Origin of the sequence: Mesorhizobium sp. M4B.F.Ca.ET.058.02.1.1, from assembly GCF_003952505.1 — a bacterium.
GTDB lineage: Bacteria > Pseudomonadota > Alphaproteobacteria > Rhizobiales > Rhizobiaceae > Mesorhizobium.
Map to the genome: position 1 here is coordinate 1,896,816 of NZ_CP034450.1, position 20,972 is coordinate 1,917,787.

Sequence of the window (20,972 nt, forward strand, 5' to 3'; positions counted from 1 at the left end):
TCAGCCATCCGGGCACAGAGCGTCTGATCTCCTCGTCCACCGAGGAGACGGTTCAGAAAGCTCGATGCCCGGTAGAAGCTCATGGGATTACGGCACCATGGTCAGCACGCCGCCGTTGTTCCAAACGGCGCCCGAGACCAGCCCGGCGCTGCTCGTCGGAACGGCAAGCTTGAGATTGAGACGGGCACCGTCCCCATTCGGCAGGGTGGCCACATAGTTCGGATCCATGATGAATCGCTGAACCACCGTGGTCAGATGGTTCGAGAACATGAGGGTTGCGCCGTTGCAGTAGTTGCCGCCTGCCCGACCAACGTCGACACCGGTCCCTGCAGCGATCGTGCCTGCGAATGCCAGGCCGGCGGTCATGCCGTCGAAGTTGTTGCCGATGACGTTGAGGCACTTCACGCCACCGGTGCCGCCGCCAATATTGAGGCCGTAGGCATTGCCGCCAGCAACGGAGCCGCCCATGCGATTGCCGATGAAGTTGAAGACGTTGCCCCGGTAGGCGCGGATCGTGTTGTACTGACCATGCAGCGCGTCGTAGAAAGTGCAACCCAGGATGTTGACGTCCCGGAAATCCTGGTTCTGGCTCGTTTCCCAGAACTGCAGGTAGCCGGCGGGATAAGCCGCCTGGACGTTGCAGGACTGGAACGTGAGGCCTTCGCCCGAACCAAAGACAGGGGGCTTGATGCCGGTGGGCTTCATGTGGACTTCGTCCCACTTGTGGACGTTGCAGAAACCCACGCCACTGACGTCCTGCAGGCCCCAATGCACGCCACCACCCGTCGACTGACCGCGGCGGAACGAGCCCTGGGTGCAGCCGTAGAGATTGACGGCAACGCCGAGCTGGGAAACCGTGTTGATGAGGAAGTCTTCGAAGGAGGTGAGAGCCGACCCGGTCGTGATGAGACCGACGTCGAGAAGCGTGCCGTCGAACGTCGTCGAGCTCTGGATTAGGTACATGCGCGACAGGTTGAAGGCCATCGTATCGCGCGCATCGATCGCCCGGTTACCGGCGCCAATGGCACCAGCGGTACAACGAAGCTGCGAGCGCTGACCTGCTCCTGCACCATTGCCGCCGATGCCCTCGAAGCGCACGTTGCGGCGGGCGTTCAGATCGATCGAAGTGAAGTCGGCCGTTCCCTTCCAGGCGATGGTGCCGCCCTCGGTGGGCAGTCCGTCGATGAGGGCCTGGAGAGCAACCGTCTGATCCTCGCCCATGTTGCCGGTGAGGCCGTTCTGGTTGCCGTCGACATACAACAGGTCTGAGAATGACACTGCCCCCAGCAGGGCACGCACCTGAGCAAACGTCTTGTTCTCACGGGCCGTGGCATCGGCATTGTCGACCAGCATGGTGTTGGCCACCAGAGGCGGCAGAAGAGCATCGGCCGGGACATCGGTGGCAGCGACACCCGTGCCGTTCAGCTCGACGTACTCGTCGCCGGAGGCATTGCCGGTGTCGAAATAGATGCTGCCCGTCCGGGCGCCGAGAGCGGTCGGCGTAAAGGCCAACTGCACGGTCGCCGTCTCGCCCGGGAGAAGCTTGGCCGGCAGGCTCGACTTCAGGATGAAGTCGCCCTTCAGCTCATGGCCGTAGATGTTGACCTCGCCGTAGCCGCTGTTGGTCAGCACCGCGACCAGGCCGGACGACTCGCCATTGGTGACGGTGTCGTTGAAGGTCAGGGTCGACACCGAGATTTGCATTTCCTCCTTGCGTTTGCCATAAGGCATATCGCGGATTCGACGGCTGGACTGATCCTCGTCCTGGTCGATGAAATCCTGGAGGGGAATATAGCCCGCCATCTTCGGGTCAGTCGGGTCAACGGTCATGATTGTTTTCCTGAAAATGTAGGTTGAAAATAATCGGGCGATTTATCTGAAAATACCCGATCGATTATCGAAACACAAGGAGAGGATAATGCCATCGGACGAGAGAGCCACCGTGCTTTTCCTGCAGAATCTCACCGAGCAGGGATTTGAGGCCGAGATGGCGTATCCATCCTGGGCGGACGGTCAGCCGATCGTGAAACTCTCGGCCGACACCAAAATCACCGCCGCGGTCAAAGACGCATGGGACGAAGCAGTGGAGGAGGCTGATCGCCTCCCCCGTCGTTAGAGATATTGTCCCTGAGTTGCCGTAGTGCCAGCCACGTCGCCGGGGAACACATTGGCGCCGCCGCCACCCGTATTGATGATCGAGCTCGAATTGACGATGTAGCGCGTGCCTGTGGCAGCACCGGTCCAGGTAATGGGAGACGAGATCTGACCTGCCATTGTTGCATTGGCAAAGCTGGTGAAGGCCGGAGTACCGCTGACCGTCATCGCCAGACCACTCGCGAAGATGACCATGCCACCGTTCTGGGCTCCAACGTGAGTCGCGCCTCCGCCTGAGATGGTGGCATTGCCCTGGACCCAGATACGGCTCTGGTAGGCGGCGTTGAGCTGGGTGAAGCCAGCCGCCACCGGGCCATACTCCATCACCCCCACATAGAGATAGGAATCGTTGCCGTCGGCGTAGATGCCGTGACCGCTGGTGGTTGTCTGGACCTTGAAACCTTCAATCTTCCAGGCATCGCCCTGGTTCCGTGCGAGCACGGCGATGAACTGGCCGGTCGTGGAGATCACACAGTTCGCCGGCGTGGCGACATTGCCGCGCAGGACACAGGCGCTGCTCTTGGCGCCTTCCACACGGGGGAAGGCGATCGCCCCGGTGTAGGTGCCATCCGCAACCTGGACAGTGATGTTGAAACCATTGGCATCCAGCCCTGCGACGACATCGAGCGCCTTCTGGATCGTCAGGAAGGCGCCGCCGCTCGTGTTGGCCAGGCCGTTGTTGGCGTCATTGCCATCGGTGCGGACATAATAGGTTCGGGCGGCCGTGAGCACTTCACGCCGAGTCAGAGCAAGGAGCGTGCTCACGCTGGTCGAAAGATCGCTGACCTGCTTCTGCAGCTTGCCAAAAGCGGACAGCACGGTATCAGCAGCAGTGATCGCCGTGCCGGTTGCCAGGGACAGGCCGGTCAGGACACCCCCGAGAACCGTCGAGGCGAAGTCGGAGATCGTCGCCGCCAGCTGGGTGCCGGTGTGATTGGCCCGGTTTTTCAGGTTGGCGTCGGTGTCGTTGGCCGTGGCGCCACTCGCAATGCCGGCCAGCTTGGTGATCTGCGCTGCCGTCATGAACTTGTAGGCGGTCGCCGTATCGTCGATGTCGGCCGCGGTGAGCACAATCACACCGGTCCGACCAGCAACCGACTGCACCAGGTCAGTCTCGATCTTGAACCAGTTGCCGGCGAACGTCGTGGCCGAGGCATTGTCGACCGTGGCCAGGATCAGATCGTTGAGCTCGAACACGACACCGTTGACAGTGCCCGGGACCGAGACCTTGTACTGCCAACCGGCACGAGCTGCGCCGCCGGCCGGGAACGAACCGGTCGACGCATCCCACACACCCTTGAATGCCAGGGGCGTGCCGAGAGCGGTGATCGCCGCGACCACGGCATTGTAGGACGCCAGGGCAGAGGCGGCACTGGTAGCCGATTCATCGGCCGACGTATCAGCCGCAGCAGCCGATGCAGCTGCAGCCGCTACCTGGGCAGGGACGTCCAGGATCTCGGTCTCGAGACCCGCGACAGTCGTCACGTCCGCAGAGACACCAGCGACCGTGGTCACATCGCCGGAGATGCCGGCAACCGTCGTCACGTTGGGAGCGATGCCCGCTACGGTCGTGACATTGGCGGCGATACCGGCCACCGTCTGGATCTCGGTCAGATTGTCCAAGAGAGTGGCCAGGTTTGCCTGGATGTCCAGCAGCTCGGGAAGACTGCCGTGCAGCTCCAGGAGTTGCGTGAGATCGCCATGGATCGCCAGCAGCTGAGTGATGTTGTCGGCCAGGATGTTGAGGTCGCCGATGCTCGCGTCGATCGTGTCGATCTTGTCGATGATCAGGACCAATGCGTCGACCGCATCGATGGAACCAACGAGACGATACACCTCAGCCATGTGGGCCGAGACGTGCTTGACGTATTCGATGTATTCGGCGACCTGGCGGACGTGCTTGTAGGCCGAGCCGATCATCTTGTCGACGAGCTGGGCCTCATTGCCGCAGGCGCTGGTGGTGGGGGAGATGCCCATTAGACGAAGCCTCGCTGTTCGAGCTTGCTGTGCGATGTGGAGAAGGTCTGGTTCACCAGATCGCGCTGCTCGACTTCGAGACAGGCCGCTTCGTAGGCGCCGAGATACTCCTGACTTTTTACAATATTTTCCTGCCCGTTCATATGGCAAAACACTTTATAGGCGACAAATAGTCGGAGCGGATTTTCAAGGTAAATCGGGATTTCGATTTCCTGATCCAGAAGAGGATTGGGACCATCGATCCGATCATCGAGCTTCCGATGGCTGGCCTGGTAGGTCACCGTGAGCTCGGCGCCACCGACGGGACTGGGAACCTGGAGGATGTTCGGATAGGGCGTGAACAGCGAGTTGCAGTTCTCGGCGTCGTTGAGGACGAGCTTGCAGCCGGCGTCGTTGTAGACCCCAGGATTTTGATCAGATCGCCGGTGAACGGCTCGTCCGGCAGGTCCTTGATGTAGGGCCAGTCGACGTCGGAACCCGAGGTCTCGGCGTATTTCGGGATCAGGTGGTAGTTGGTGATCTGGTTCACCAGCTCGATCAACAGATCCTTCTCGCTCAGCAGGAAGCGGGAGTAGATCGCGAGCAGCGCATCGTTGGTGTATTGCACCAGCTGCGGCCGCTTTTCCAGGATGATCTGGCCGGAACCAGACTCCGAGATCGCCAGGTTGGAGAGCTCCCCAAACGAGAGCTGCCGGAACAGGTCAACGATTTTCATTATTAATCGCCTTTAAAAATCAGATAATCAAACGACATAAGAGGAAAGCGCGCTGGGCTCTTCGACGATCTCGTCGTCGTTCCAAGTCGGTCCGCCATTGTGCCCTCCCCGAGGACAGGCGCCTGTTCGCTTGGCTTCCACGCGTTCATGTACATTAGCATAGAAATCGTATCGAGGCAGTCGTCTTTTCCCTTGAGACCATTTTTGGTGGCCATCCGGATTTGTTGATAAAAATGCCCCATGATTTTCGAGGATTTCAACTCGGTCGGGAAATACATCTTCCCGGACTTGAACAGCGGCACGACCAGGTTGAAGCGGGCGAGCTTGTTGATCAGCGGCCGGATGCCGGGGTCGCCGGACTTTTCCGATGAGGCGAAGTTGAACCAGATGTTCCTGGTCAGCATCTCGGCCTGCAGCCACTTGATGAACGCCTTCTGCTGGCCGGACACTTCGATGCCCACCGACTGCGGCCGGTACATCTGAACCAGCTGGAAGAGCTTGTTGATCGACACGTCCATGGTCGTGCGCTCGCAGAAGCCGTCGACCCAGAACCAATCGCCATTGGCGTTGTAGGCCCAGACCGAGATCACCGAGAAGTCGGCCGTCTGCTTGTCGGAGGTGGCGAAGTCGGTGGTGATGTAGAAGTTGAACTGGCTCTGGCGCTCGAGCAGCTGGATGCGGGAGAACTCCCGGATCTCCTTGTCCTGGACCAGGCGTTCCTCGTCGGACGAGATGCGGAGCATGAGCTCCTGCATGAAGCCCTCGACCTTGCCATTCAGCACCGCATCTTCGTATTGCTTGACGATGAAGTCGTAGGTGAAGCGATCCTCCCAGGCGCCGCGGAATTCCTCGCGCGTGCAGGGGAAGCGCTCGCACACCGGCCAGACGTTGACGTCCCAGGCACCCGACTCGACAGCCTCGATGAGGATGTCTTCGTTGTTGAACGGCGTGCCGTTGAAGACGATCTTGCGACGGACCGGGTCGAGCGCGTAGTTGATACCCTTGTGGACCGTGTCCTTGATCGCCTGCATCGAGGCCTTGGACTTGGCGTCATCGTCGGAGACCAGGTCATCGAGCACCGCCAGCTTCGGGCGCTTGCCGAAGATCTTGGTGCCGCGGATACCGGTCTTGGCACCAAACATCTTGATGCCGAAGCGTTTACCTTCCTTGTTGGTGAACTCGATATAGTTGTCGGTGAAGTGCGCCTCGGGCAGCCACTCCTTCAGGAAGTCACTGTTATCATAGCGGAATTCGAGGTTCTTACGCGCCGACTTGACACCGTTGTCCATCGAGTCGGAGACGTAGATCATGCTGTCCAGCTCGCCGAATCCCGGCAGGTACTGGAAGATGGCGAGGAACGGAGCCAGGTATTCGAAGAACAGCGTGGTCTTGGCGGCGCCACGGAAACACAGGTTGGCGACGTTGCCGGTCGAGCTGGCCAGCTTGTCGAGCATCTTGAGATGCACCGGCGGCGTCTTGTGGCTCTCACCCTCGGCGCCATTCACCAGCTTGATGAAGTTCATGAACACCAGGCTGAAGTCCGCCGGCACGTAGGATCCGTCGTTGAGCCAGGTGTAATCGACCTCGTCCAGCCACTCGTCGAGCGACTTCTTGATGACCTCGCGGCCCGAGAGCTCCAGCCGATTAGACATCGGTGGCCTCGTCCTTGTTGATCAGGCGGGAGGCGGCGACGTCGATCGTCTTCATCTGGCCGCTCTCGATCAACTCGCGTTGCTGCTGGGCCAGCCTGCCCAGCATGTCGCGCATCTCCCTCATGCCGGAGTTGTCGTCGATGGTGATCTTCAGATCGCCGCCCTTGACTTCCGGCTTCTTGAGGTGGGTGAGCAGACCGATCGCTGCCTCGGCCTGGACCTTCTCCGAGTTGGCATTGACCATCAGGTTGGCCAGGTGGTTGATCGCTTTCTGGTGGATGTCCTGGTTCAGCACCCAGGTCGGAACCAGGGACTGCTCGAGAACCAGGTTGACCAGCTTGCCCCGGGCGAAGGCCGACACGTAGGCCGAGATGTCCTTCTTCGAGGCACCCTTGGCGATCAGGGCCGCGTAACGCTGCGGGAAGGTGCGGGCATAAGCGTCTTCGTTGCTGTGCCCCATCAGCTTGAACGACACGTAGGCGACGGCGCTGAGGTAATCCTCAGTCTTGAACTTGCCGTCCTTGAGCACGGCCGTGTAGCTGATGAAGTTCTCGCGGATGTTCTCGGCCACGATCGGGTCGGTCGAGATCTGGTTCAGCGTGTTGACCAGGTTCGGGGTGACCGACGCGCGAAGGTGCGAGGGCAGAGCCCGCTTGAGATCATCCTCGGTCAGCGAACCAGAAGCGGGAACCGGAGCGGATGCGGCGACTGCAGGTTGTGCCGGCTGTGGAACACTCGGGGGCGTTACCGCGGCAGCCGGTTGCGGCGCCAGCGGCGGATTATCAAAAAGGGACTTCGTCATATTATTTCCTTGCACGCAATTATTTTTATGGTAATCATAACACCATATTCGGTGTCCGAGTTTTTAAAAATCAATTTTTGATTATCTTTTGAAATCCCTCCGGCGTTTTGTGGGTTTCCGCCGTTGAGGGTTTGAGGGCCGAGAGCAGCTGTCCCCTCCTTGCGGTGCGCTCTCGGCCCTCGTCCGTTTCATCACTCCGCATCCTCGGACATATCGATGATCGTATCGCAGGCGGTACAGACCACGTCGAAGCCTGGGAACGTCGCGTCCTCGGCCGAGTTCGTGATCAGCGTGAACGCCTTGTTGTTGCAGACCGAGCATTCCATGATGGTGTCGTCGGGCAACTTCTCGACGATCACCTCGGCAGACGCCTCGATGCGCTCGATCTTCTTGGACCGGAAGTCGACGATCTCAGCCATCAACCCTGGCCCTTTCGAGCCAGGATCTTGCGGACGTGCTGCTGCATCTGCCGCAGCTCTTCCTTGTTGATGACGACGGCGGTCACCGGGCACCGACCTTGCGCTTGCCGGTCTCGGTCTTGAGCATCCGGGCCATCATCCAGACGGAACCAGCTGAGGTGGAGGCGACGTAGATCACGCCGGCGACGGCGATCTGCCACCAGGTTCCCTTGGTCGCGGCGTCCCAGATCATCCCCCAGATGAACAGCTGGTTGACGTACCAGATGCCATTGGAAGCGATCGACCATTTCCAGTGATGCATGACGTCACCCGAGTTTCTCGATCGGGAGACCGCGGTGAAGACGGCGTTCTGAACCAGGCAGAGCGCAGCGAAGACGAGCATTGTGAGGAGGAAGCTCATCACCAGTCCACCTTCATCTCTTCAGCCGCCGGCTTGCCGATCAGCGCCACGGCTTCGGCACGCGCCACCCGCTTGGCCAGGGCGTGCTTGTAGCCCTCCATGTTGTTGACCTGGACGTAGAGGTCCTTGCGGTCGGCGGCCGGCAGACGGTGGAAGTCTTCGGTGCGGAGGAAGGCTTCGAGCTTCTCGTAGCGTTCGGTGAGTTGGGAGAGTTCCAGCTTGGTACGGTCGAGCCAGGTGCCCCAGACCATCTTAGCATCCTCGGGCTTGCTCGCCTCCTCGGCCGGCTTGAAGGGGCAGAGATCCTTGTCGGCCAGTCGCTCGTTAAGCCGGTCGCGGAGAGCGACGTGAGCGCGGTAGATGGCATGCCAGTCTGCGTCGGTGTCGTGCTCGATGCCAACTTCCTTGGCATCCTCGGTGACGTAGGCAACCAGGAATGGCTCGGCATCCTCTTCTTCATCGAGAATGACGATGAGTGGTTTGGTGCCGCTGGTCTGGCTCGCCGTCCCGGACCCTTCCGCGCTTGCGGCTGCCGGCTGCGCCTCGGCCGCGCGCACGGGCCGGTAGGCTCGCTCGAACACGTCCTTGGGGGACCAGGAGACGTAACCCTTGAAGATGTCGGTGTTGGGCTTGTCGCGGGGGTCGGCGTATTCGACCAGGTAGCCAATATCGTCACCATCCTCGTCGGCCGGTAGCTGCCAACCACGAAGAAAGTTGTATTCGAGCCGGCTCATCACCTTGGCGTTGATCACCTTGGTTCCGATATAGGTGTGCATGTTGGGGCCGGGCGCAATGGCGCCTTCCAACAGCTTCTGGTCGCGGGCGATGCGGCTCTTCAGCTCGTAGCCCATCAGCGCCCACATCTTGTTGACGGCATCGGTGCGCGCCAGGCGCTGGCCGATCTCGGCATTGAAGTTGGCCGGGTCGGCGCACGCGCTCTGTCCCAGGACGGTGAAACCGTTCCACAGGCGCAACACACAGATGGTCAGGAGAGCCAGGTCAGCTGGCGTTCCCTTGATAGCGTTCTGTCCAGAGGTACTTGCGTAATCCTGGTTGGACTGCTGGTCGCCCTGCGATGCGGTGAAGTAGTGCTCGGAGATGATGGCCGCGTTGACGGCCTCGAGAGTCACGCGCTCGCCAGCGCTCTTCTCGATCAGCTCCTGTTCAGTGACGGGCTTGTTCATTTTGAAATAATCCCTTGTTGAAAATGGATGATAATCAGCGACGGCGATCGGCGCTGTACTGGGTCATGAGCTCGTCGTGCTCTTTGCTTTTTTGGGATCTTGACCAGGGTCCGCCAGCCGGGAGCGATCTCATGGGTCCAACCCCTGGCGTCGACGATCAGATGCCCGTTGGCGCCGTAGTCCGGATAGGGGACATTCTTCTCAGACACCGCGTCATGCACCTCGTACTTGGCGCCGTCGGGGTAGGTGTACTGGCGCCGGTGTTCGTTCTCGATCTGCTTGGTCATATTATTTCCCTTGCATTATCCGTTGTGGTTTATAAGATAATCGACGTAGGTTTTAGACCACTATTAGTTTCATAATGCAAGAGGGATTTTTTATGAACGTAATTCGGGATTATCTCCCATGGCTGATGTCAGCCATAACCATCTACATGACGGTCCTCGCCGGGAATAAGTCGCGGCGGGCTTGGCTGATCGGCCTGGGGAGCCAGGGGCTCTGGCTGACTTGGATCATTTCGTCCGGGGCTTGGGGCCTGCTGCCGGGGTGCTTTGCCCTGACGATCGTCTACGCCCGCAACCATCTCAAGTGGAGGAAGTCCTGATGGAACAGGTCCTCACCGAACTGCTTCGCCAGTGGCTGCCTTTGGGTGGCGCCTCGGTGGCTTTCATCGCCACCTACTTCCTGCTCAGGCACTTCGCCTGATGAGCCAGGAAGCAAAGACCCTCGCCCCGACGCTGAGCGACGATGAGATCGAGGACATCCTGGAAGGCCAGGAACCAATGGAGCCGATGACCGTCTGCATCGACTCACCCTACGGCAACCTGGTCCTGCCGATCGCCATGATGATGGACAAGTTCGGCAATCCTACCGAGATCGAGTACGACACGAAGACCCTGCTCTGTGGATCCGCGGAGCTCGGCTGGTACGAGATCGACGTCGAGGCCGGCTCCTGGGTGAAGCCCACTCTCCATTAAATCATAATGATAGACAGCGATTAATTCGATTTCAGAGGGGGCTTGCCAAGTGCGACCCCCTTTCTCTATGCTTATGTCATCCTGATTTGCGGAACCCCCGCCTACCCCTGTCGAATTCCTCTCCTCTCTTTCCCTAAGAAAGAAAATAAAGAGAAGGAAAAGACGGACGGGCGAAGCTATAGGTGAATCCTGTAAGGATTCCCCCACCCAGCTATAAGAAACCCACCCAAACATTATAACCATAATCAATACCACAGTGATTAGAAAATCATTATGGGAAAATCCCGCGCTATATTTTTGGGGGATTTAATAGGTAATCATTAAGCCCATTATCTGGTTCATTATATAAATAATATTATATAATTAATCGCAGTACGGATTTTGTGATAATTACGTCCAGCATTATGGGAAAAATATTATAATTATTTTCGCAGTACGGGAAATCCCATAGTTACGTTCTGACGTAGTATTCACACCGGGGTACTCCCCATCATCTTCAAGTACCCCCCGGGTGTGCATCCCATCACACCCTCACACCACCCCGGTGCTTCGCTCCTTCTGGTTCATCTGGCTCATCGGATGCGGGCTTCGCCCGTTCTGGATCATTCATCATCCTCAACCATTGGAGCTTATCATCATGGCTACTGTTCTCAGCGCTTCTAACGCTACTGCAACGTCTATCCTCAGCACGGTGCAGACGCTGGCTATCACTGCACAGCGTACCATCAACACGGCAGCTGCCGGGCTTGACATGCTGGACACATACGTCGAGGACGCAAGGACTCGTCAGGTCGACGCATCGAAGATCGCTCGTCATCACTATCGCAAGAACCTTTTGCTCGAGGCATCCATCGAGCAGGCCCGCAAGGAGCAGCAGCTCACAAGGGAGATCGGCAACGATCAGGTGCTCAGCAAACTGTTCTCTGACAATCACGCAGAACTGGAGGCGCTCTTCGCCTCCTAATACCACTCTGTGGTCTAGGCTTCGGCCTAGATCACCGGTATTTTCTCGATAGTATATTCTAATTATCGAGTTAATGCGCAGCATTAACCACGAGGGCATGACGAGCGAAGCGAGTCATAACCGAGTGAGTTAATCCCACACGATAATGTGGGGACAAATCCCCTGAATCAGATCATGTTCAACCCAACACAGCTGAGCTGCGTTGAGTTCAAGGCACACGACGTAGGGCCATTCGCTTCCCGCAAGGGCACACTGGCTTAGCTCTACCGGATCTGCATGCCTTGGGCTCTGCCCAGCTCAGCCGTAGGCCACGACCGAGATGCGTAGCATCGAGAGAGTGAGCTCCCAAACCTTGGAGACTGCACAATGGACCGCTCGTCCAATCGCACTCGCATGCCTGCTGTCGAATATACGATCACTCACTTCTCGAGTGATCCGCTCGCACAGCTCAATCATCAGGCTCACGGATCACATTCGTGGGTCGACGATGAGTTCGACCACTTCGCTGATGAGGACACGTTCCTCCATCACGATCGGCTCGCTCCCATCTGGGAGATGACCAATGCCCGCTAAGAAGCCCTTGGACTTCGAGCTCGATACCGACTTCAAAGCCTTGAAGCAGGTCGAGGTCGAGCATGATCGCATGCTCACCATCAAGCCCGTCTATAAGCTGATCGATCTCATTCTAATGATGTCGATCTGCGCTGGCATGGGCTTCGGTGCCATGGCGCTCTACGATCGCGCACTCGATCGTGGTCCGGTCATCTGCTCGGTCACCGCAGGGACCTGTCCCTGATGAACCAGATCCTCGCAGACGGGGCATCGCTCTATGAGCTCTTGTGGCTGATACCGATCATCGCGGCATTCGCGGTGATCAACGTGCTCTGGATCCTGTTCATCGATCGTATCTTCGACCGGGTCGAGGACAACGTCGATGAGTGAGATCCTCATCGAGCCAGAATGGGACAAGACCATCGCCGAGATCTCAACGTGGCTTCGTGCCACCAAGCAGATCGCGTTCACACCGCGGTCTGGCAAGCCATTCATCGTCCATCCAAAGCGCATCTCGATGAGGCGCTGAACCAAGGAGACCATCATGTCAGTTCGCAAGGCTGACCTCGTTCGCGAGAACATCGTCAAGCAAATGGACGATGCTCGCAGCTGTGGTGATGAGGAAGAATTCGAGCGTCTTCGCAAAGAACTGGAATACCTCGACACTCATCGCAGCGAATATTGATCGCTTTCTCTGGTTGGCGCTTCGCGCCTTCCGGACTGTTCAACCTCAAACCAAAACACATGGAGCTACCACTCATGTCCATCCTCGATTTCACTGCACCGAAGACCCAGCAGACCAGCCGCACGCCGTTCGCCGGTCTCACCAGCGTCGGTCATGCCAACTATGGCGAACGTCCCAAGGCCAAGGTCTGGCTGAACGTCGGCTACGAGAAGAACGGCAAGTTCATCAACCTGCCGATCGGCCTGCCCATCGACACCATGGAAGCGGGCGAAGTCCGCGGCCAGAACGAAGACTGGGTCAAGCAGCGCACAGCCCAGAACGAGCTGCTCAAGGCTCTGCAGGCCATGGGCGCCGCCTTCGCGCCGGGTCAGGAAGAGACCATCAACCTGACCATCAAGCTGCGCCGTGTGAACGAGCAGCTCGAGGTCGCCAAGGACCAGAACGAATACTCGTTCGATCCGGCCTCGCTGCTGGTCGCCGCCGAGTAAACCTCAACCGGGAACCAAGGATAAAACCTTGGTTCCCATTTCATTTTTCACCGACGGTATCACCGTCTAATCCGGGATCATCACCATGAAAATGCTCAGCTTTTTCTTCGCTGCTTTCGCTCTCATCGCCTCGTCGATCATCCCGGCCAATGCGGCAACCGCGCTCTGGGAAAAGCAGGGCGCCTGGGAAATCTATGGCGACACCAGCACCGACTCGTGCGGAGCCATGGTCCAATACGACAATGGCCTCACGCTCAGCGTGCTGTTCCTCGACAACACGGCCGCGATCGCCATCGTCTGCACATCGGTGACCAAGGGCCAGTCCTATTCGGTCAAGGTCGGCGTCTCAACCGGCGAACATGGGACTCTCGAGGCTGTTGCGTCCAGCAACGACACCGTGATGTTCCTCAACATCAACCAGAACACCGTCAAGGCACTCGTCAAGGCGCAAGTGATCTACATCGAGGGTCTCGGCGGCTTCGATCTCACCGGATCCAAGGCTGCCATGGCTTCGGCCTGGCAGTGCTACGAGACGCTCAACAGCTTCTGAAGATTACCGATCGGGATTGATCTCCCATCGGCCAAACCTCAGCTCCTAACCATCGCCTGTGATGCACAGGTCGCGAGCCAGCATAGGAGTAACGCATGTGTATGTGACCCTTCGGGGACTCTCGTACCGTTCGCTCTGGCCATATGTGCCAGTCATAGCGCCCTCATCAACCACCGCTCATCCGAGCACATCTGGCGCATCGGACTTGAACTAATCTCTCAATTGGCCAATCAGCAACCGACGATAACATCAAGGCTGCGGGGCCATAATACCCATCGCTGAATGCGCGCCCAGACACCGGCGTTAACTGTGACCGTGAGCCAAACACGCAAAATGGGGTCGAGCAGAGGACTGAAGCAAAGCCGGTTGGTCTCCGTTATCGGACCTCATACGTACAACTGAGGGGCGCTCTTCCTGACCGGGAGCGTCCCTCCTTTTAATTCATAATCGATAGACAGACAGGAGCCTGAGCTAATGAAGGAAATCCTTGAATTCTCTGGCGAATATCGCTGGCTGTCCAACTTCTTCATGGTCCATGTGACCATCGGGCAGTTGACGTTCGCCAGCACTGAGCACGCCTACCAGGCTGCCAAGTCGCTCGACCCAGTGGACTGGAAAGATGTTATCGAATGCGTCTCGCCAGGCGCTGCAAAGCGCATGGGCAGGAACGTCACGCTCCGGCCAGACTGGGAAGACATCAAACTCGATGTCATGCGCGAGATCACCGCGGCCAAGTACGACCAGCATCCTCATTTGCACGCCAAGCTCATGGCCACCAAGGGCATGAATTTGGTTGAGGGCAACCACTGGGGTGACACCTTCTGGGGCGTCTGCCGCGGTAAGGGCGAGAACCATCTCGGCCGCATTATTATGGAATATCGAGACAGACATTTTCCTTAAAAATAATCAGGAAAAATGCCTGTGGATAACCCCGGAAAGTAGGAATCGATTTGACTTCGGTTCCTATTATCTAAATACCAATTCAACATTTTCGAAAAAATCGGCTGTAAGGAGCCTAAACCCTATGTCGTGGAAACCAGAGGTGTTCGTCGAAGGCAAATGGTCTCGCAATGGCCTGGTCTTCGCTACCAAGGAAGAGGCCGAGGCCAACGCCAAGGACCTGATGTGGCGCTGGACGATGGTCCAGGATTCGCGTGCCGCGGAGAGTACCGATCCGGTCAACTACACCTACATCGGCGGCGAGCTGAAAGCCGTCCAGCAGGAAGCCAGCACATGATCAGTTATCTCACCGGCGGCAATCTCTGCTACGGCCAGCCCGTCAACATCCTCGGGCTGGTCATGACCATCGTGGTGGCTCTTGTCATCAAGGACATAATCAAAAGTCTTTGGAGGAACCGATGAACAAGCGCGAGATCAAGCAGCGCATTTACCTAACCGGCAGTCGCATGACGGGCTACCAGGTTTTCCACAATATACCTGGCCCGACAATCGATTGCTTCGTCGACAGTGCCAAGATCGGCAACGCCATCATTCGCGCATTGCGTGAACTGGCCTACAAGGACAACCAGAAATGAGCGAGCCCATCACCATCGGCATCCACACGATGCAGATGAGCGACAACCGCGAGGAGTATTTCGTTTTTGTCCGTCGAGGCGATCGTGAGATCACGCCTCACAGCTACCGCAGTCCGTATCGCAACCGGGCTGAATATGAGGTGGCCGAGTGGAAGCACGTTCTACTCGGCTGGCCGAAGCCTGATCTGATGGATCCACAATATGCGGATCCGAAAGCACTTAATGAAGTGGACCCGGCTGACAAGCTCGTCGTCGTGCTCGAAGGCGGCCTAGTCTCACACATCGCAGGCACCGGCATCATGGTCGGACGCACTGTCCACGTCATCGATTACGACACCGATGGTGCAACCATCGGAGACAGCGAGCTTTACGACATCGAGCAAAGTGACGGCAGCACTACCACTGCCTACTTCAACACCGAAACCGTGGGCGAGATGACAATCACGCTCCCAACCGATTGAGAGAACCAAATGAGCTACCTCGCATATGCCGGCATCGGCTCGAGAGAGACCCCTGCCCAGACCATCAAGGTCATGCGCCATGTCGGAGCCTATCTCTGCTCGCAGGGATGGACACTGCGCTCTGGTGCAGCTCCTGGCGCCGATAGTGCCTTCGAGCTGGGCCACAACGACCAGGCATTCCAGGATGCTGCTCATCCCGAGAAGGAGATCTACCTGCCCTGGAAGGGCTTCAATGGCTCCGACTCGAACCTGCATCCCGAGCGGATCCCGTTCAGCGACCAGGAGATCAGCCTGGCCAAGAACACACATCCAGCCTGGCATCACTGCTCGCCGTCGGCAAGGCGCATGCACACCCGCAATGTGCGGCAGATCCTGGGCTGCGAGGCCGTTAATGGCCCGACAGTCACACCGGTCAAGTTCGTGATCTGCTGGACCGAGGGAGCCAAGATGAAGGGTGGCACAGCCCAGGCTCTGCGCATCGCACAGTCGTGCGAGATCCCGATCATCAACCTCGGCTTCGCCAAGGACGCCGGCGAGCTGGAGAAAATGGTTCTGCAGATCGACGCTCTGCAGGCCCAGTTCAAGGAGCAATACGCATGAGCGACACGACCATTGCTCCACTCCAAAAGCATTACCAGGAGAGCCTGGACTATTGGCGCAAGGCGCTCAGGGAGCTGCATTTCGAAGAGGAACGGCTCCGTTTCCAGGCAGAAGTCTGCGCCGGCCGGATCCTTCGTCTCAAGCGACGGGCCTATGAATCGGGAGTCGAAATCAAATGACCCTTCGGGAGAAAGTATTCGAGAACCTTCAACACGCCAAAGAAAATGGCGATTTCGAGCCCGGCGGTTTCCTCCATGGGGAGACCGTCGAGCAGCTGGCCGATGACATGGTGGCCTATGCCGCGGACGTTGAGGACGAAGATCCGAAAGATCTGATTCCTCACATCCAGGCCTGGCTGGACCAAGAAGGGATTCAGATCAAATGACCAAGAAACAGGAGAAATTCCTCGCCGGCGTGTTCGGCACCCTGCTGCTCGCAGCTATCGCTGTAGCATTCGGCGGATTGACATTTTGGCTGTTCGATCACGTCGGGCCGCTAACATCAATCACCTGCTTGATCATTGCGATCGCTCTGTTCGCCGGCTTCATGAACGCCAGCACACCCGACAAGAAGGAGGAGAGCAATGAGCCATAAGCAACGGCCTTGCCCTTGTGGCTCGGGCCTCCAATCATCCTGGCAGCACGATGCCCGCGGCATTCCCATGTGCCGCACATGCGTGCGCTGCCACACCGCCAAGATGGACGGCTACCGGGCCGACGTCATCAACAACCCGAACTACGATGCGGATGAGCCGATCGACGACGATCCGCCATCCTTTCATCAAGAGTCGTTCGACGATTATTAGGAGAGAGCCATGTTTCACAGCATCTACCGGGGTTTCGTCATCTGGCGAAACACTGAACCCGGCTATGCGCTCCGGTGGACTGCCAAGCATGACAACGGGGACAAATTCGCTGCGGATACCCTGGCCGGGCTTCGTCAACTCATCAGAGAGGCGTGACAATGGACGAACTCATCAAGGCCGTGAAAAGCCTCATCAGCGACATCGAGAGCATGCAGCTCGTCCCTGACGATCGAAATGCATCCGAATGGGTCTGGTTCGGTCCCTTCTCTGAATGGGAGACCGGCGATGGCACGGTCGAAGTCGAGTGGCCGAACCTAACCATCTCACTTGAGACAGTGAAGAAGCTGCTCGAATCCAAGACCATCGACGGCCAGGTTGTCGACAAGCAGAAGGCTCTCGACAACGCCCTGCTCAAGGGCCAGGGCCGCGAGGTCGACCTGGCGCTCAACCAGCTGCACGTACCCGGAGCATTCAAGAAATGAAAATCAGCGAACTCATCAACACCCTGCAGCAGATCCAGGTGACCTATGGCGACATCGCCATCACCGGCGGCGCCATGCTCGATGACGTCCCGCTCTCGCAGGTCAGCGTCACTGACGTCGAGGGCATGGAGGTCTGGCCGCACGACCCCAATGGCGTGGCCGGCAAGCACAAGATCGACGGGGTCTTCTTCCAATGAGCCTGGTCTTTGTCTTTGGCTCCAACACATCCGGCCGGCACGGCAAAGGCGCTGCGCTGGCCGCCAGGCGCTACCACGGCGCTGTCTATGGCGTCGCCAAGGGCATGACGGGCAACAGCTACGCCCTGCCCACCTGCAACGATTACTTCCAGCCTCTATCGCTCGATCTCATCAAGGACGAGGTGGAAGACTTCCTGGGCTTCGCCGCTGTCAATCCGCAGCTGGGCTTCCAGGTAACCCGAATCGGCTGCGGCCTCGCCTATTACAAGGACGAGGACATTGCTCCGATGTTCCGCCAGGCGCCGCAATTCAACGTCTTCTTCGACGAGAAATGGAGGCCGTTCCTCGGGAACGGGTATGACTATTGGGGGAGCTTCTAAGCCTGATTCTAAAGGTCCTGGGCATCGCCCTGGCCATCACCAGAGAAAGGTCGCTGAGAAATCAGCGGCCTTTTTTGCATCTCCCTTCTGCTACCACAACAAGGAGACCATTCATGTTTCAACTGCTCAGACAAGCCGAGATCGGCCCGGAACCAGAGGGCATGGACACCTCCCGAGCGCTCGAGTTCCAGATCGAGATCGAGAAGCTCTTCCACAAGAACCAGCTCTTCCCGCGGATCAAGGGCGAGTTCACCAACTGCAAGGAGTTCGACTTCGAGAAGCACATGCGGGCCAACAGCATCGAGCCGGAGTTCGGATTCGATCTCCTGGTTCAGATGGTCCTCAACAAGCGAGCGCCGTTACAGACCCTGGTGGGCGCCCTGCGCAAGCATTTCGACGGCGACTGCCAGAAGACCGCCGACGAGCTCGTCAAGGCTGTGTCGGCCGACCTGGTCGACTGGAGCCCTGTCGCTCGCCAGTTCGTCGTGCGCTACGGCATCTCGCCCGACATCCAGGAGGATCTCGATCGCTACCAGTATCCGCTACCGATGGTGGTCAAGCCAAAGGAGCTGACCTGCAACCGCTCCAGCGGCTACTACACCGGCAAGGATTCGGTCATCCTGCGCCACAACCACCATGAGCTCGACGTCTGTCTGGACCACCTCAATGCGGTCAACAAGACCAAGTTCAAGGTGAACCAGCAGGTGGCAACCACCGTCAAAAACCGCTGGCGCAACCTCGACAAGCCCAAGCCCGACGAGGAAGCCGGCGAATACCAGAAGCGGGTCAAGGCGTTCGAGAAGTTCAACAACTCGGCTTTTGATGTGATGCACCATCTTGGTTTGGCTGCTGAAGGTGAATTTTATTTCACCCATAAAGTGGACAAACGGGGCCGCACATACTGTCAAGGCTACGTTTGCAACTATCAGGGCAATGCGTGGCAAAAAGCCATGATCGAATTCGCAAACCAGGAGGTTACCGAGTGACTCTACCGACCCAAGCCGAACTCAAATTGGCTTTGGATTACGACCCAATCACAGGAACATTCACATGGACTCACCATGAGAGTGTATATGTCAATGTTAGGGGCAAACAGACTGGAACGTCTGGTAGTCGTGGGCATAGGCATATCGTGTTTAAGGAGAAAATCTACAAGGCACATCATGTAGCTTGGGTTATCTCTCACGGTTATTGGCCGTCCAAAGTCGATCACGAGGACAATGATCGTGCCAATAACCGTTTGATCAATTTGAGAGAAGCGACATCGTTACAAAATCAACAAAATCGGACAATCTCGAAAAATAATACGTCCGGTTATAAGGGGGTCATCTCCAGGAAAAACGGGAAATTCGAAGCCAAGATAATCGTTAACAAACGGTATACATATCTCGGCAATTTTGATGATCCAGCGGAAGCGGCTAGAGCCTATGATCAAGCCGCCGTCACACATTTTGGGGCTTTTGCCAGAACCAACAAATCCTTGGGATTAATCCCATAACGAGTTTGCAAATCAGGAGATAATCGACTAGCATTTTCTCTGTCGATAATCAGGAGACGGAAACGATGGTCCGAACCGATCACACTCTTCGATGTAGGATCGAGATTCCTCCTCCTTATGGCTAGTCGACCCAGCCTGACGTAGGACCCAACCCACCAACAGCCCCTTCGGGGGCTGTTCCTATTTTGGAGATAATCCGACATGATAATCGACAAACTTGGTGACTACCGAACCAGGGATGGTCGGAAAGCCAACATCTTCGGGTTCAACGACAATGACGTCACCTTCCCTGTCCGTGGTGCTGTCTACAAGATGTACCGCGGCAAGGAGAGGCCACGGGGCTACTTCATCTGGATGAAAGACGGCCGCTCCAGAGCTCTGGGCGAGTCCGGCCTCGACCTGGTGGATTTCATCGGATGAGCATCGTTCCGAAACCACCGATCCAGAAGCTATTCGAAAATCTCAACACGCCGGCAATCGAGCCGGCGGTTTGGAACAAGCACCATGGCCGGATGGTTCCGGAAGATGCCGTCTACATCGGCCGCGGCTCGGAGTGGGGGAACCCTTACGTGATCGGCAAGCACAGGACCCGTGAAGAGGTCATCGAGCTCTACCGCACCAAGATCCTGCCCTACCTGGATCGAACCTATCTCAAGACCCACCTCAAGGGCCGGCATCTGGTTTGCTTCTGCAAGCCGGCGGCCTGCCATGGCGATCTGCTGCTCAAGGAGGCAAACAAATGACACTCAAAGGCTACACCAGCGGCGGCGCGATCCACGTCACCCTCGGCGACGGCGCCTGTCTCGGCATCGATGACAAGGACCAGCTGTTCATCCTGGATCGCAACGGCACCAGGATCGATCTCAATCGAGCTACCGTCACCCGATTCACCCAGCTGCAGGAATGTCTGGGCCGGCTGATCATTCACGCTCTGCCGGAGTGATCTGATGCCCAGAACATTCAGCTACCTGACCAGCAGCAAGGACATCGACATCGACTGGCTCAGTGTCGACAACATGCTCTACGAGCGTGATTCCGTCCAACTCACCGAGCTGCGCTCGAACTGCAAGACCGCCATCATCGAACAGCACCTGGGCTACGGCCCAGGCAATCCCATGGCCGATGATCCGAACGTCAAGTTCTACCGGTCCCGATATCTCGGCAAGGACTGCTACTTCATCGCCAAGGATGACGTGCAATACATCTTCAGCCAGCCATGACCCACGTTGATATCGACGTCGACATCTGGCGTGACGGCCGAAATGTTCACGGCCTATTCGACAATGGGTTGCTTCGGGACAGCTACCCTTACATCGACTATTCGGGAACCAAGTTCCTGAAGGACCAGGTCTCTCTGAAGAACATCCTCTTCGAAACCTTCGAGCCCGACTTCAACGGGCTCTACCCGTTCATGCTGCGGAACCGCTTCGTCTTCTTCCAGACCAAGGAGGATGCCGAGCTATTCCGCGGCCTGCTCTACATCTATTAATCCCCA

The 20,972-nt window shown here is 57.6% G+C and carries 41 protein-coding genes; 31 read left to right on the plus strand and 10 right to left on the minus strand.

Going from position 1 to position 20,972, the window contains the following annotated elements; all coding sequences use genetic code 11:
- Positions 1–87: 87 nt before the first annotated feature.
- Positions 88–1,830 carry a hypothetical protein gene (locus tag EJ073_RS09650; RefSeq protein WP_126055518.1) on the minus strand — a complete coding sequence of 581 codons (1,743 nt, stop codon included), beginning with the start codon at positions 1,828–1,830 and terminating at the stop codon, positions 88–90.
- Positions 1,831–1,918: 88 nt separating this feature from the next.
- Here EJ073_RS09650 and EJ073_RS09655 point away from each other — a divergent pair, with 88 nt between their 5' ends.
- On the plus strand, positions 1,919–2,116 hold the full coding sequence (locus EJ073_RS09655; RefSeq protein ID WP_126055519.1) for a hypothetical protein: 198 nt from the start codon (positions 1,919–1,921) through the stop codon (positions 2,114–2,116).
- On the opposite strand, the gene EJ073_RS09660 is transcribed toward EJ073_RS09655, so the two are convergent.
- From EJ073_RS09660 to EJ073_RS09705, 9 genes are all read right to left on the minus strand, one after another.
- A complete protein-coding gene (locus tag EJ073_RS09660; RefSeq protein WP_126055520.1) occupies positions 2,113–4,131 on the minus strand; it encodes a hypothetical protein in 2,019 nt (672 codons plus the stop codon). The genes EJ073_RS09655 and EJ073_RS09660 overlap by 4 nt on opposite strands.
- On the minus strand, positions 4,131–4,412 hold the full coding sequence (locus EJ073_RS09665; protein WP_126055521.1) for a hypothetical protein: 282 nt from the start codon (positions 4,410–4,412) through the stop codon (positions 4,131–4,133). The genes EJ073_RS09660 and EJ073_RS09665 overlap by 1 nt, the downstream gene beginning before the upstream one ends.
- Positions 4,409–4,846 carry a hypothetical protein gene (locus EJ073_RS09670; RefSeq protein ID WP_126055522.1) on the minus strand — a complete coding sequence of 146 codons (438 nt, stop codon included), beginning with the start codon at positions 4,844–4,846 and terminating at the stop codon, positions 4,409–4,411. Before EJ073_RS09670 ends, EJ073_RS09665 begins: the two co-directional genes overlap by 4 nt.
- A 2-nt stretch (positions 4,847–4,848) precedes the next feature.
- Entirely contained in the window at positions 4,849–6,498 is a 1,650-nt protein-coding gene (locus EJ073_RS09675) for a hypothetical protein (protein ID WP_210211281.1), read from the minus strand.
- Positions 6,491–7,300, minus strand: coding sequence for a hypothetical protein (locus EJ073_RS09680; RefSeq protein WP_210211282.1), 810 nt, complete (start codon positions 7,298–7,300; stop codon positions 6,491–6,493). The genes EJ073_RS09675 and EJ073_RS09680 overlap by 8 nt, the downstream gene beginning before the upstream one ends.
- Before the next feature lie 191 nt (positions 7,301–7,491).
- A complete protein-coding gene (locus tag EJ073_RS09685; protein ID WP_126055523.1) occupies positions 7,492–7,719 on the minus strand; it encodes a hypothetical protein in 228 nt (75 codons plus the stop codon).
- 82 nt (positions 7,720–7,801) lie between these two features.
- Complete coding sequence (locus EJ073_RS09690; protein ID WP_126055524.1) at positions 7,802–8,119, minus strand: hypothetical protein; 318 nt, start codon at positions 8,117–8,119, stop codon at positions 7,802–7,804.
- The gene (locus tag EJ073_RS31835; RefSeq protein ID WP_210211283.1) at positions 8,119–9,303 is read right to left on the minus strand and encodes a Gp49 family protein; all 1,185 of its coding nucleotides are present in this window, start codon (positions 9,301–9,303) and stop codon (positions 8,119–8,121) included. The genes EJ073_RS09690 and EJ073_RS31835 overlap by 1 nt, the downstream gene beginning before the upstream one ends.
- Positions 9,300–9,590 carry a hypothetical protein gene (locus EJ073_RS09705; protein ID WP_126055525.1) on the minus strand — a complete coding sequence of 97 codons (291 nt, stop codon included), beginning with the start codon at positions 9,588–9,590 and terminating at the stop codon, positions 9,300–9,302. Before EJ073_RS09705 ends, EJ073_RS31835 begins: the two co-directional genes overlap by 4 nt.
- 417 nt (positions 9,591–10,007) lie before the next feature.
- Here EJ073_RS09705 and EJ073_RS09710 point away from each other — a divergent pair, with 417 nt between their 5' ends.
- From EJ073_RS09710 to EJ073_RS09825, 30 genes are all read left to right on the plus strand, one after another.
- Positions 10,008–10,280 (plus strand): hypothetical protein, encoded by a 273-nt coding sequence (locus tag EJ073_RS09710; RefSeq protein WP_126055526.1) that lies wholly within the window; start codon positions 10,008–10,010, stop codon positions 10,278–10,280.
- A 637-nt stretch (positions 10,281–10,917) separates the two neighbouring features.
- On the plus strand, positions 10,918–11,244 hold the full coding sequence (locus tag EJ073_RS09715) for a hypothetical protein (RefSeq protein WP_126055527.1): 327 nt from the start codon (positions 10,918–10,920) through the stop codon (positions 11,242–11,244).
- A gap of 366 nt (positions 11,245–11,610) precedes the next feature.
- Entirely contained in the window at positions 11,611–11,817 is a 207-nt protein-coding gene (locus tag EJ073_RS09720) for a hypothetical protein (RefSeq protein ID WP_126055528.1), read from the plus strand.
- Positions 11,807–12,040: a hypothetical protein gene (locus tag EJ073_RS09725; RefSeq protein WP_126055529.1), complete on the plus strand. Its 234-nt coding sequence runs from the start codon at positions 11,807–11,809 to the stop codon at positions 12,038–12,040. The genes EJ073_RS09720 and EJ073_RS09725 overlap by 11 nt, the downstream gene beginning before the upstream one ends.
- Positions 12,040–12,186 carry a hypothetical protein gene (locus tag EJ073_RS31475; protein WP_190233844.1) on the plus strand — a complete coding sequence of 49 codons (147 nt, stop codon included), beginning with the start codon at positions 12,040–12,042 and terminating at the stop codon, positions 12,184–12,186. The genes EJ073_RS09725 and EJ073_RS31475 overlap by 1 nt, the downstream gene beginning before the upstream one ends.
- Positions 12,179–12,325 carry a hypothetical protein gene (locus EJ073_RS31480; protein WP_190233845.1) on the plus strand — a complete coding sequence of 49 codons (147 nt, stop codon included), beginning with the start codon at positions 12,179–12,181 and terminating at the stop codon, positions 12,323–12,325. Before EJ073_RS31475 ends, EJ073_RS31480 begins: the two co-directional genes overlap by 8 nt.
- Positions 12,326–12,340: 15 nt before the next feature.
- Positions 12,341–12,481: a hypothetical protein gene (locus EJ073_RS31485; RefSeq protein WP_190233846.1), complete on the plus strand. Its 141-nt coding sequence runs from the start codon at positions 12,341–12,343 to the stop codon at positions 12,479–12,481.
- A 74-nt stretch (positions 12,482–12,555) separates the two neighbouring features.
- Positions 12,556–12,969 carry a hypothetical protein gene (locus EJ073_RS09730; protein ID WP_126055530.1) on the plus strand — a complete coding sequence of 138 codons (414 nt, stop codon included), beginning with the start codon at positions 12,556–12,558 and terminating at the stop codon, positions 12,967–12,969.
- A gap of 85 nt (positions 12,970–13,054) precedes the next feature.
- Positions 13,055–13,519: a hypothetical protein gene (locus EJ073_RS09735; RefSeq protein ID WP_126055531.1), complete on the plus strand. Its 465-nt coding sequence runs from the start codon at positions 13,055–13,057 to the stop codon at positions 13,517–13,519.
- A 474-nt stretch (positions 13,520–13,993) separates the two neighbouring features.
- Positions 13,994–14,419, plus strand: a complete 426-nt coding sequence (locus EJ073_RS09740) for an NADAR family protein (protein ID WP_126055532.1) — start codon at positions 13,994–13,996, stop codon at positions 14,417–14,419.
- Positions 14,420–14,543: 124 nt separating this feature from the next.
- Entirely contained in the window at positions 14,544–14,756 is a 213-nt protein-coding gene (locus EJ073_RS09745; RefSeq protein ID WP_126055533.1) for a hypothetical protein, read from the plus strand.
- Entirely contained in the window at positions 14,753–14,881 is a 129-nt protein-coding gene (locus tag EJ073_RS32720) for a hypothetical protein (protein ID WP_281033054.1), read from the plus strand. Before EJ073_RS09745 ends, EJ073_RS32720 begins: the two co-directional genes overlap by 4 nt.
- Positions 14,878–15,054, plus strand: a complete 177-nt coding sequence (locus EJ073_RS31490; protein WP_190233847.1) for a hypothetical protein — start codon at positions 14,878–14,880, stop codon at positions 15,052–15,054. Before EJ073_RS32720 ends, EJ073_RS31490 begins: the two co-directional genes overlap by 4 nt.
- Positions 15,051–15,515: a hypothetical protein gene (locus EJ073_RS09750; RefSeq protein ID WP_126055534.1), complete on the plus strand. Its 465-nt coding sequence runs from the start codon at positions 15,051–15,053 to the stop codon at positions 15,513–15,515. The genes EJ073_RS31490 and EJ073_RS09750 overlap by 4 nt, the downstream gene beginning before the upstream one ends.
- 9 nt (positions 15,516–15,524) lie before the next feature.
- The gene (locus EJ073_RS09755) at positions 15,525–16,115 is read left to right on the plus strand and encodes a hypothetical protein (RefSeq protein ID WP_126055535.1); all 591 of its coding nucleotides are present in this window, start codon (positions 15,525–15,527) and stop codon (positions 16,113–16,115) included.
- Positions 16,112–16,294 (plus strand): hypothetical protein, encoded by a 183-nt coding sequence (locus EJ073_RS09760; RefSeq protein WP_126055536.1) that lies wholly within the window; start codon positions 16,112–16,114, stop codon positions 16,292–16,294. The genes EJ073_RS09755 and EJ073_RS09760 overlap by 4 nt, the downstream gene beginning before the upstream one ends.
- Entirely contained in the window at positions 16,291–16,500 is a 210-nt protein-coding gene (locus tag EJ073_RS09765; RefSeq protein WP_126055537.1) for a hypothetical protein, read from the plus strand. Before EJ073_RS09760 ends, EJ073_RS09765 begins: the two co-directional genes overlap by 4 nt.
- A complete protein-coding gene (locus tag EJ073_RS09770) occupies positions 16,497–16,709 on the plus strand; it encodes a hypothetical protein (protein ID WP_126055538.1) in 213 nt (70 codons plus the stop codon). Before EJ073_RS09765 ends, EJ073_RS09770 begins: the two co-directional genes overlap by 4 nt.
- Positions 16,699–16,920, plus strand: a complete 222-nt coding sequence (locus tag EJ073_RS09775) for a hypothetical protein (protein WP_126055539.1) — start codon at positions 16,699–16,701, stop codon at positions 16,918–16,920. Before EJ073_RS09770 ends, EJ073_RS09775 begins: the two co-directional genes overlap by 11 nt.
- A 9-nt stretch (positions 16,921–16,929) precedes the next feature.
- Positions 16,930–17,076: a hypothetical protein gene (locus EJ073_RS31495; RefSeq protein WP_190233848.1), complete on the plus strand. Its 147-nt coding sequence runs from the start codon at positions 16,930–16,932 to the stop codon at positions 17,074–17,076.
- A gap of 2 nt (positions 17,077–17,078) precedes the next feature.
- Positions 17,079–17,402 carry a hypothetical protein gene (locus tag EJ073_RS09780; RefSeq protein ID WP_126055540.1) on the plus strand — a complete coding sequence of 108 codons (324 nt, stop codon included), beginning with the start codon at positions 17,079–17,081 and terminating at the stop codon, positions 17,400–17,402.
- Positions 17,399–17,599, plus strand: coding sequence for a hypothetical protein (locus EJ073_RS09785; protein ID WP_126055541.1), 201 nt, complete (start codon positions 17,399–17,401; stop codon positions 17,597–17,599). The genes EJ073_RS09780 and EJ073_RS09785 overlap by 4 nt, the downstream gene beginning before the upstream one ends.
- Positions 17,596–17,979 carry a hypothetical protein gene (locus EJ073_RS09790; RefSeq protein ID WP_126055542.1) on the plus strand — a complete coding sequence of 128 codons (384 nt, stop codon included), beginning with the start codon at positions 17,596–17,598 and terminating at the stop codon, positions 17,977–17,979. Before EJ073_RS09785 ends, EJ073_RS09790 begins: the two co-directional genes overlap by 4 nt.
- Positions 17,964–18,965, plus strand: coding sequence for a hypothetical protein (locus EJ073_RS09795; RefSeq protein ID WP_210211284.1), 1,002 nt, complete (start codon positions 17,964–17,966; stop codon positions 18,963–18,965). The genes EJ073_RS09790 and EJ073_RS09795 overlap by 16 nt, the downstream gene beginning before the upstream one ends.
- Positions 18,962–19,477, plus strand: coding sequence for an AP2/ERF family transcription factor (locus EJ073_RS09800; protein WP_126055543.1), 516 nt, complete (start codon positions 18,962–18,964; stop codon positions 19,475–19,477). Before EJ073_RS09795 ends, EJ073_RS09800 begins: the two co-directional genes overlap by 4 nt.
- Before the next feature lie 201 nt (positions 19,478–19,678).
- Complete coding sequence (locus EJ073_RS09805; RefSeq protein WP_126055544.1) at positions 19,679–19,897, plus strand: hypothetical protein; 219 nt, start codon at positions 19,679–19,681, stop codon at positions 19,895–19,897.
- Positions 19,894–20,220, plus strand: coding sequence for a DUF4326 domain-containing protein (locus tag EJ073_RS09810; RefSeq protein WP_210211285.1), 327 nt, complete (start codon positions 19,894–19,896; stop codon positions 20,218–20,220). The genes EJ073_RS09805 and EJ073_RS09810 overlap by 4 nt, the downstream gene beginning before the upstream one ends.
- A complete protein-coding gene (locus EJ073_RS09815; RefSeq protein ID WP_126055545.1) occupies positions 20,217–20,420 on the plus strand; it encodes a hypothetical protein in 204 nt (67 codons plus the stop codon). The genes EJ073_RS09810 and EJ073_RS09815 overlap by 4 nt, the downstream gene beginning before the upstream one ends.
- Before the next feature lie 4 nt (positions 20,421–20,424).
- Positions 20,425–20,697 (plus strand): hypothetical protein, encoded by a 273-nt coding sequence (locus tag EJ073_RS09820; protein ID WP_126055546.1) that lies wholly within the window; start codon positions 20,425–20,427, stop codon positions 20,695–20,697.
- Complete coding sequence (locus EJ073_RS09825; protein ID WP_126055547.1) at positions 20,694–20,966, plus strand: hypothetical protein; 273 nt, start codon at positions 20,694–20,696, stop codon at positions 20,964–20,966. The genes EJ073_RS09820 and EJ073_RS09825 overlap by 4 nt, the downstream gene beginning before the upstream one ends.
- Positions 20,967–20,972: the final 6 nt, after the last annotated feature.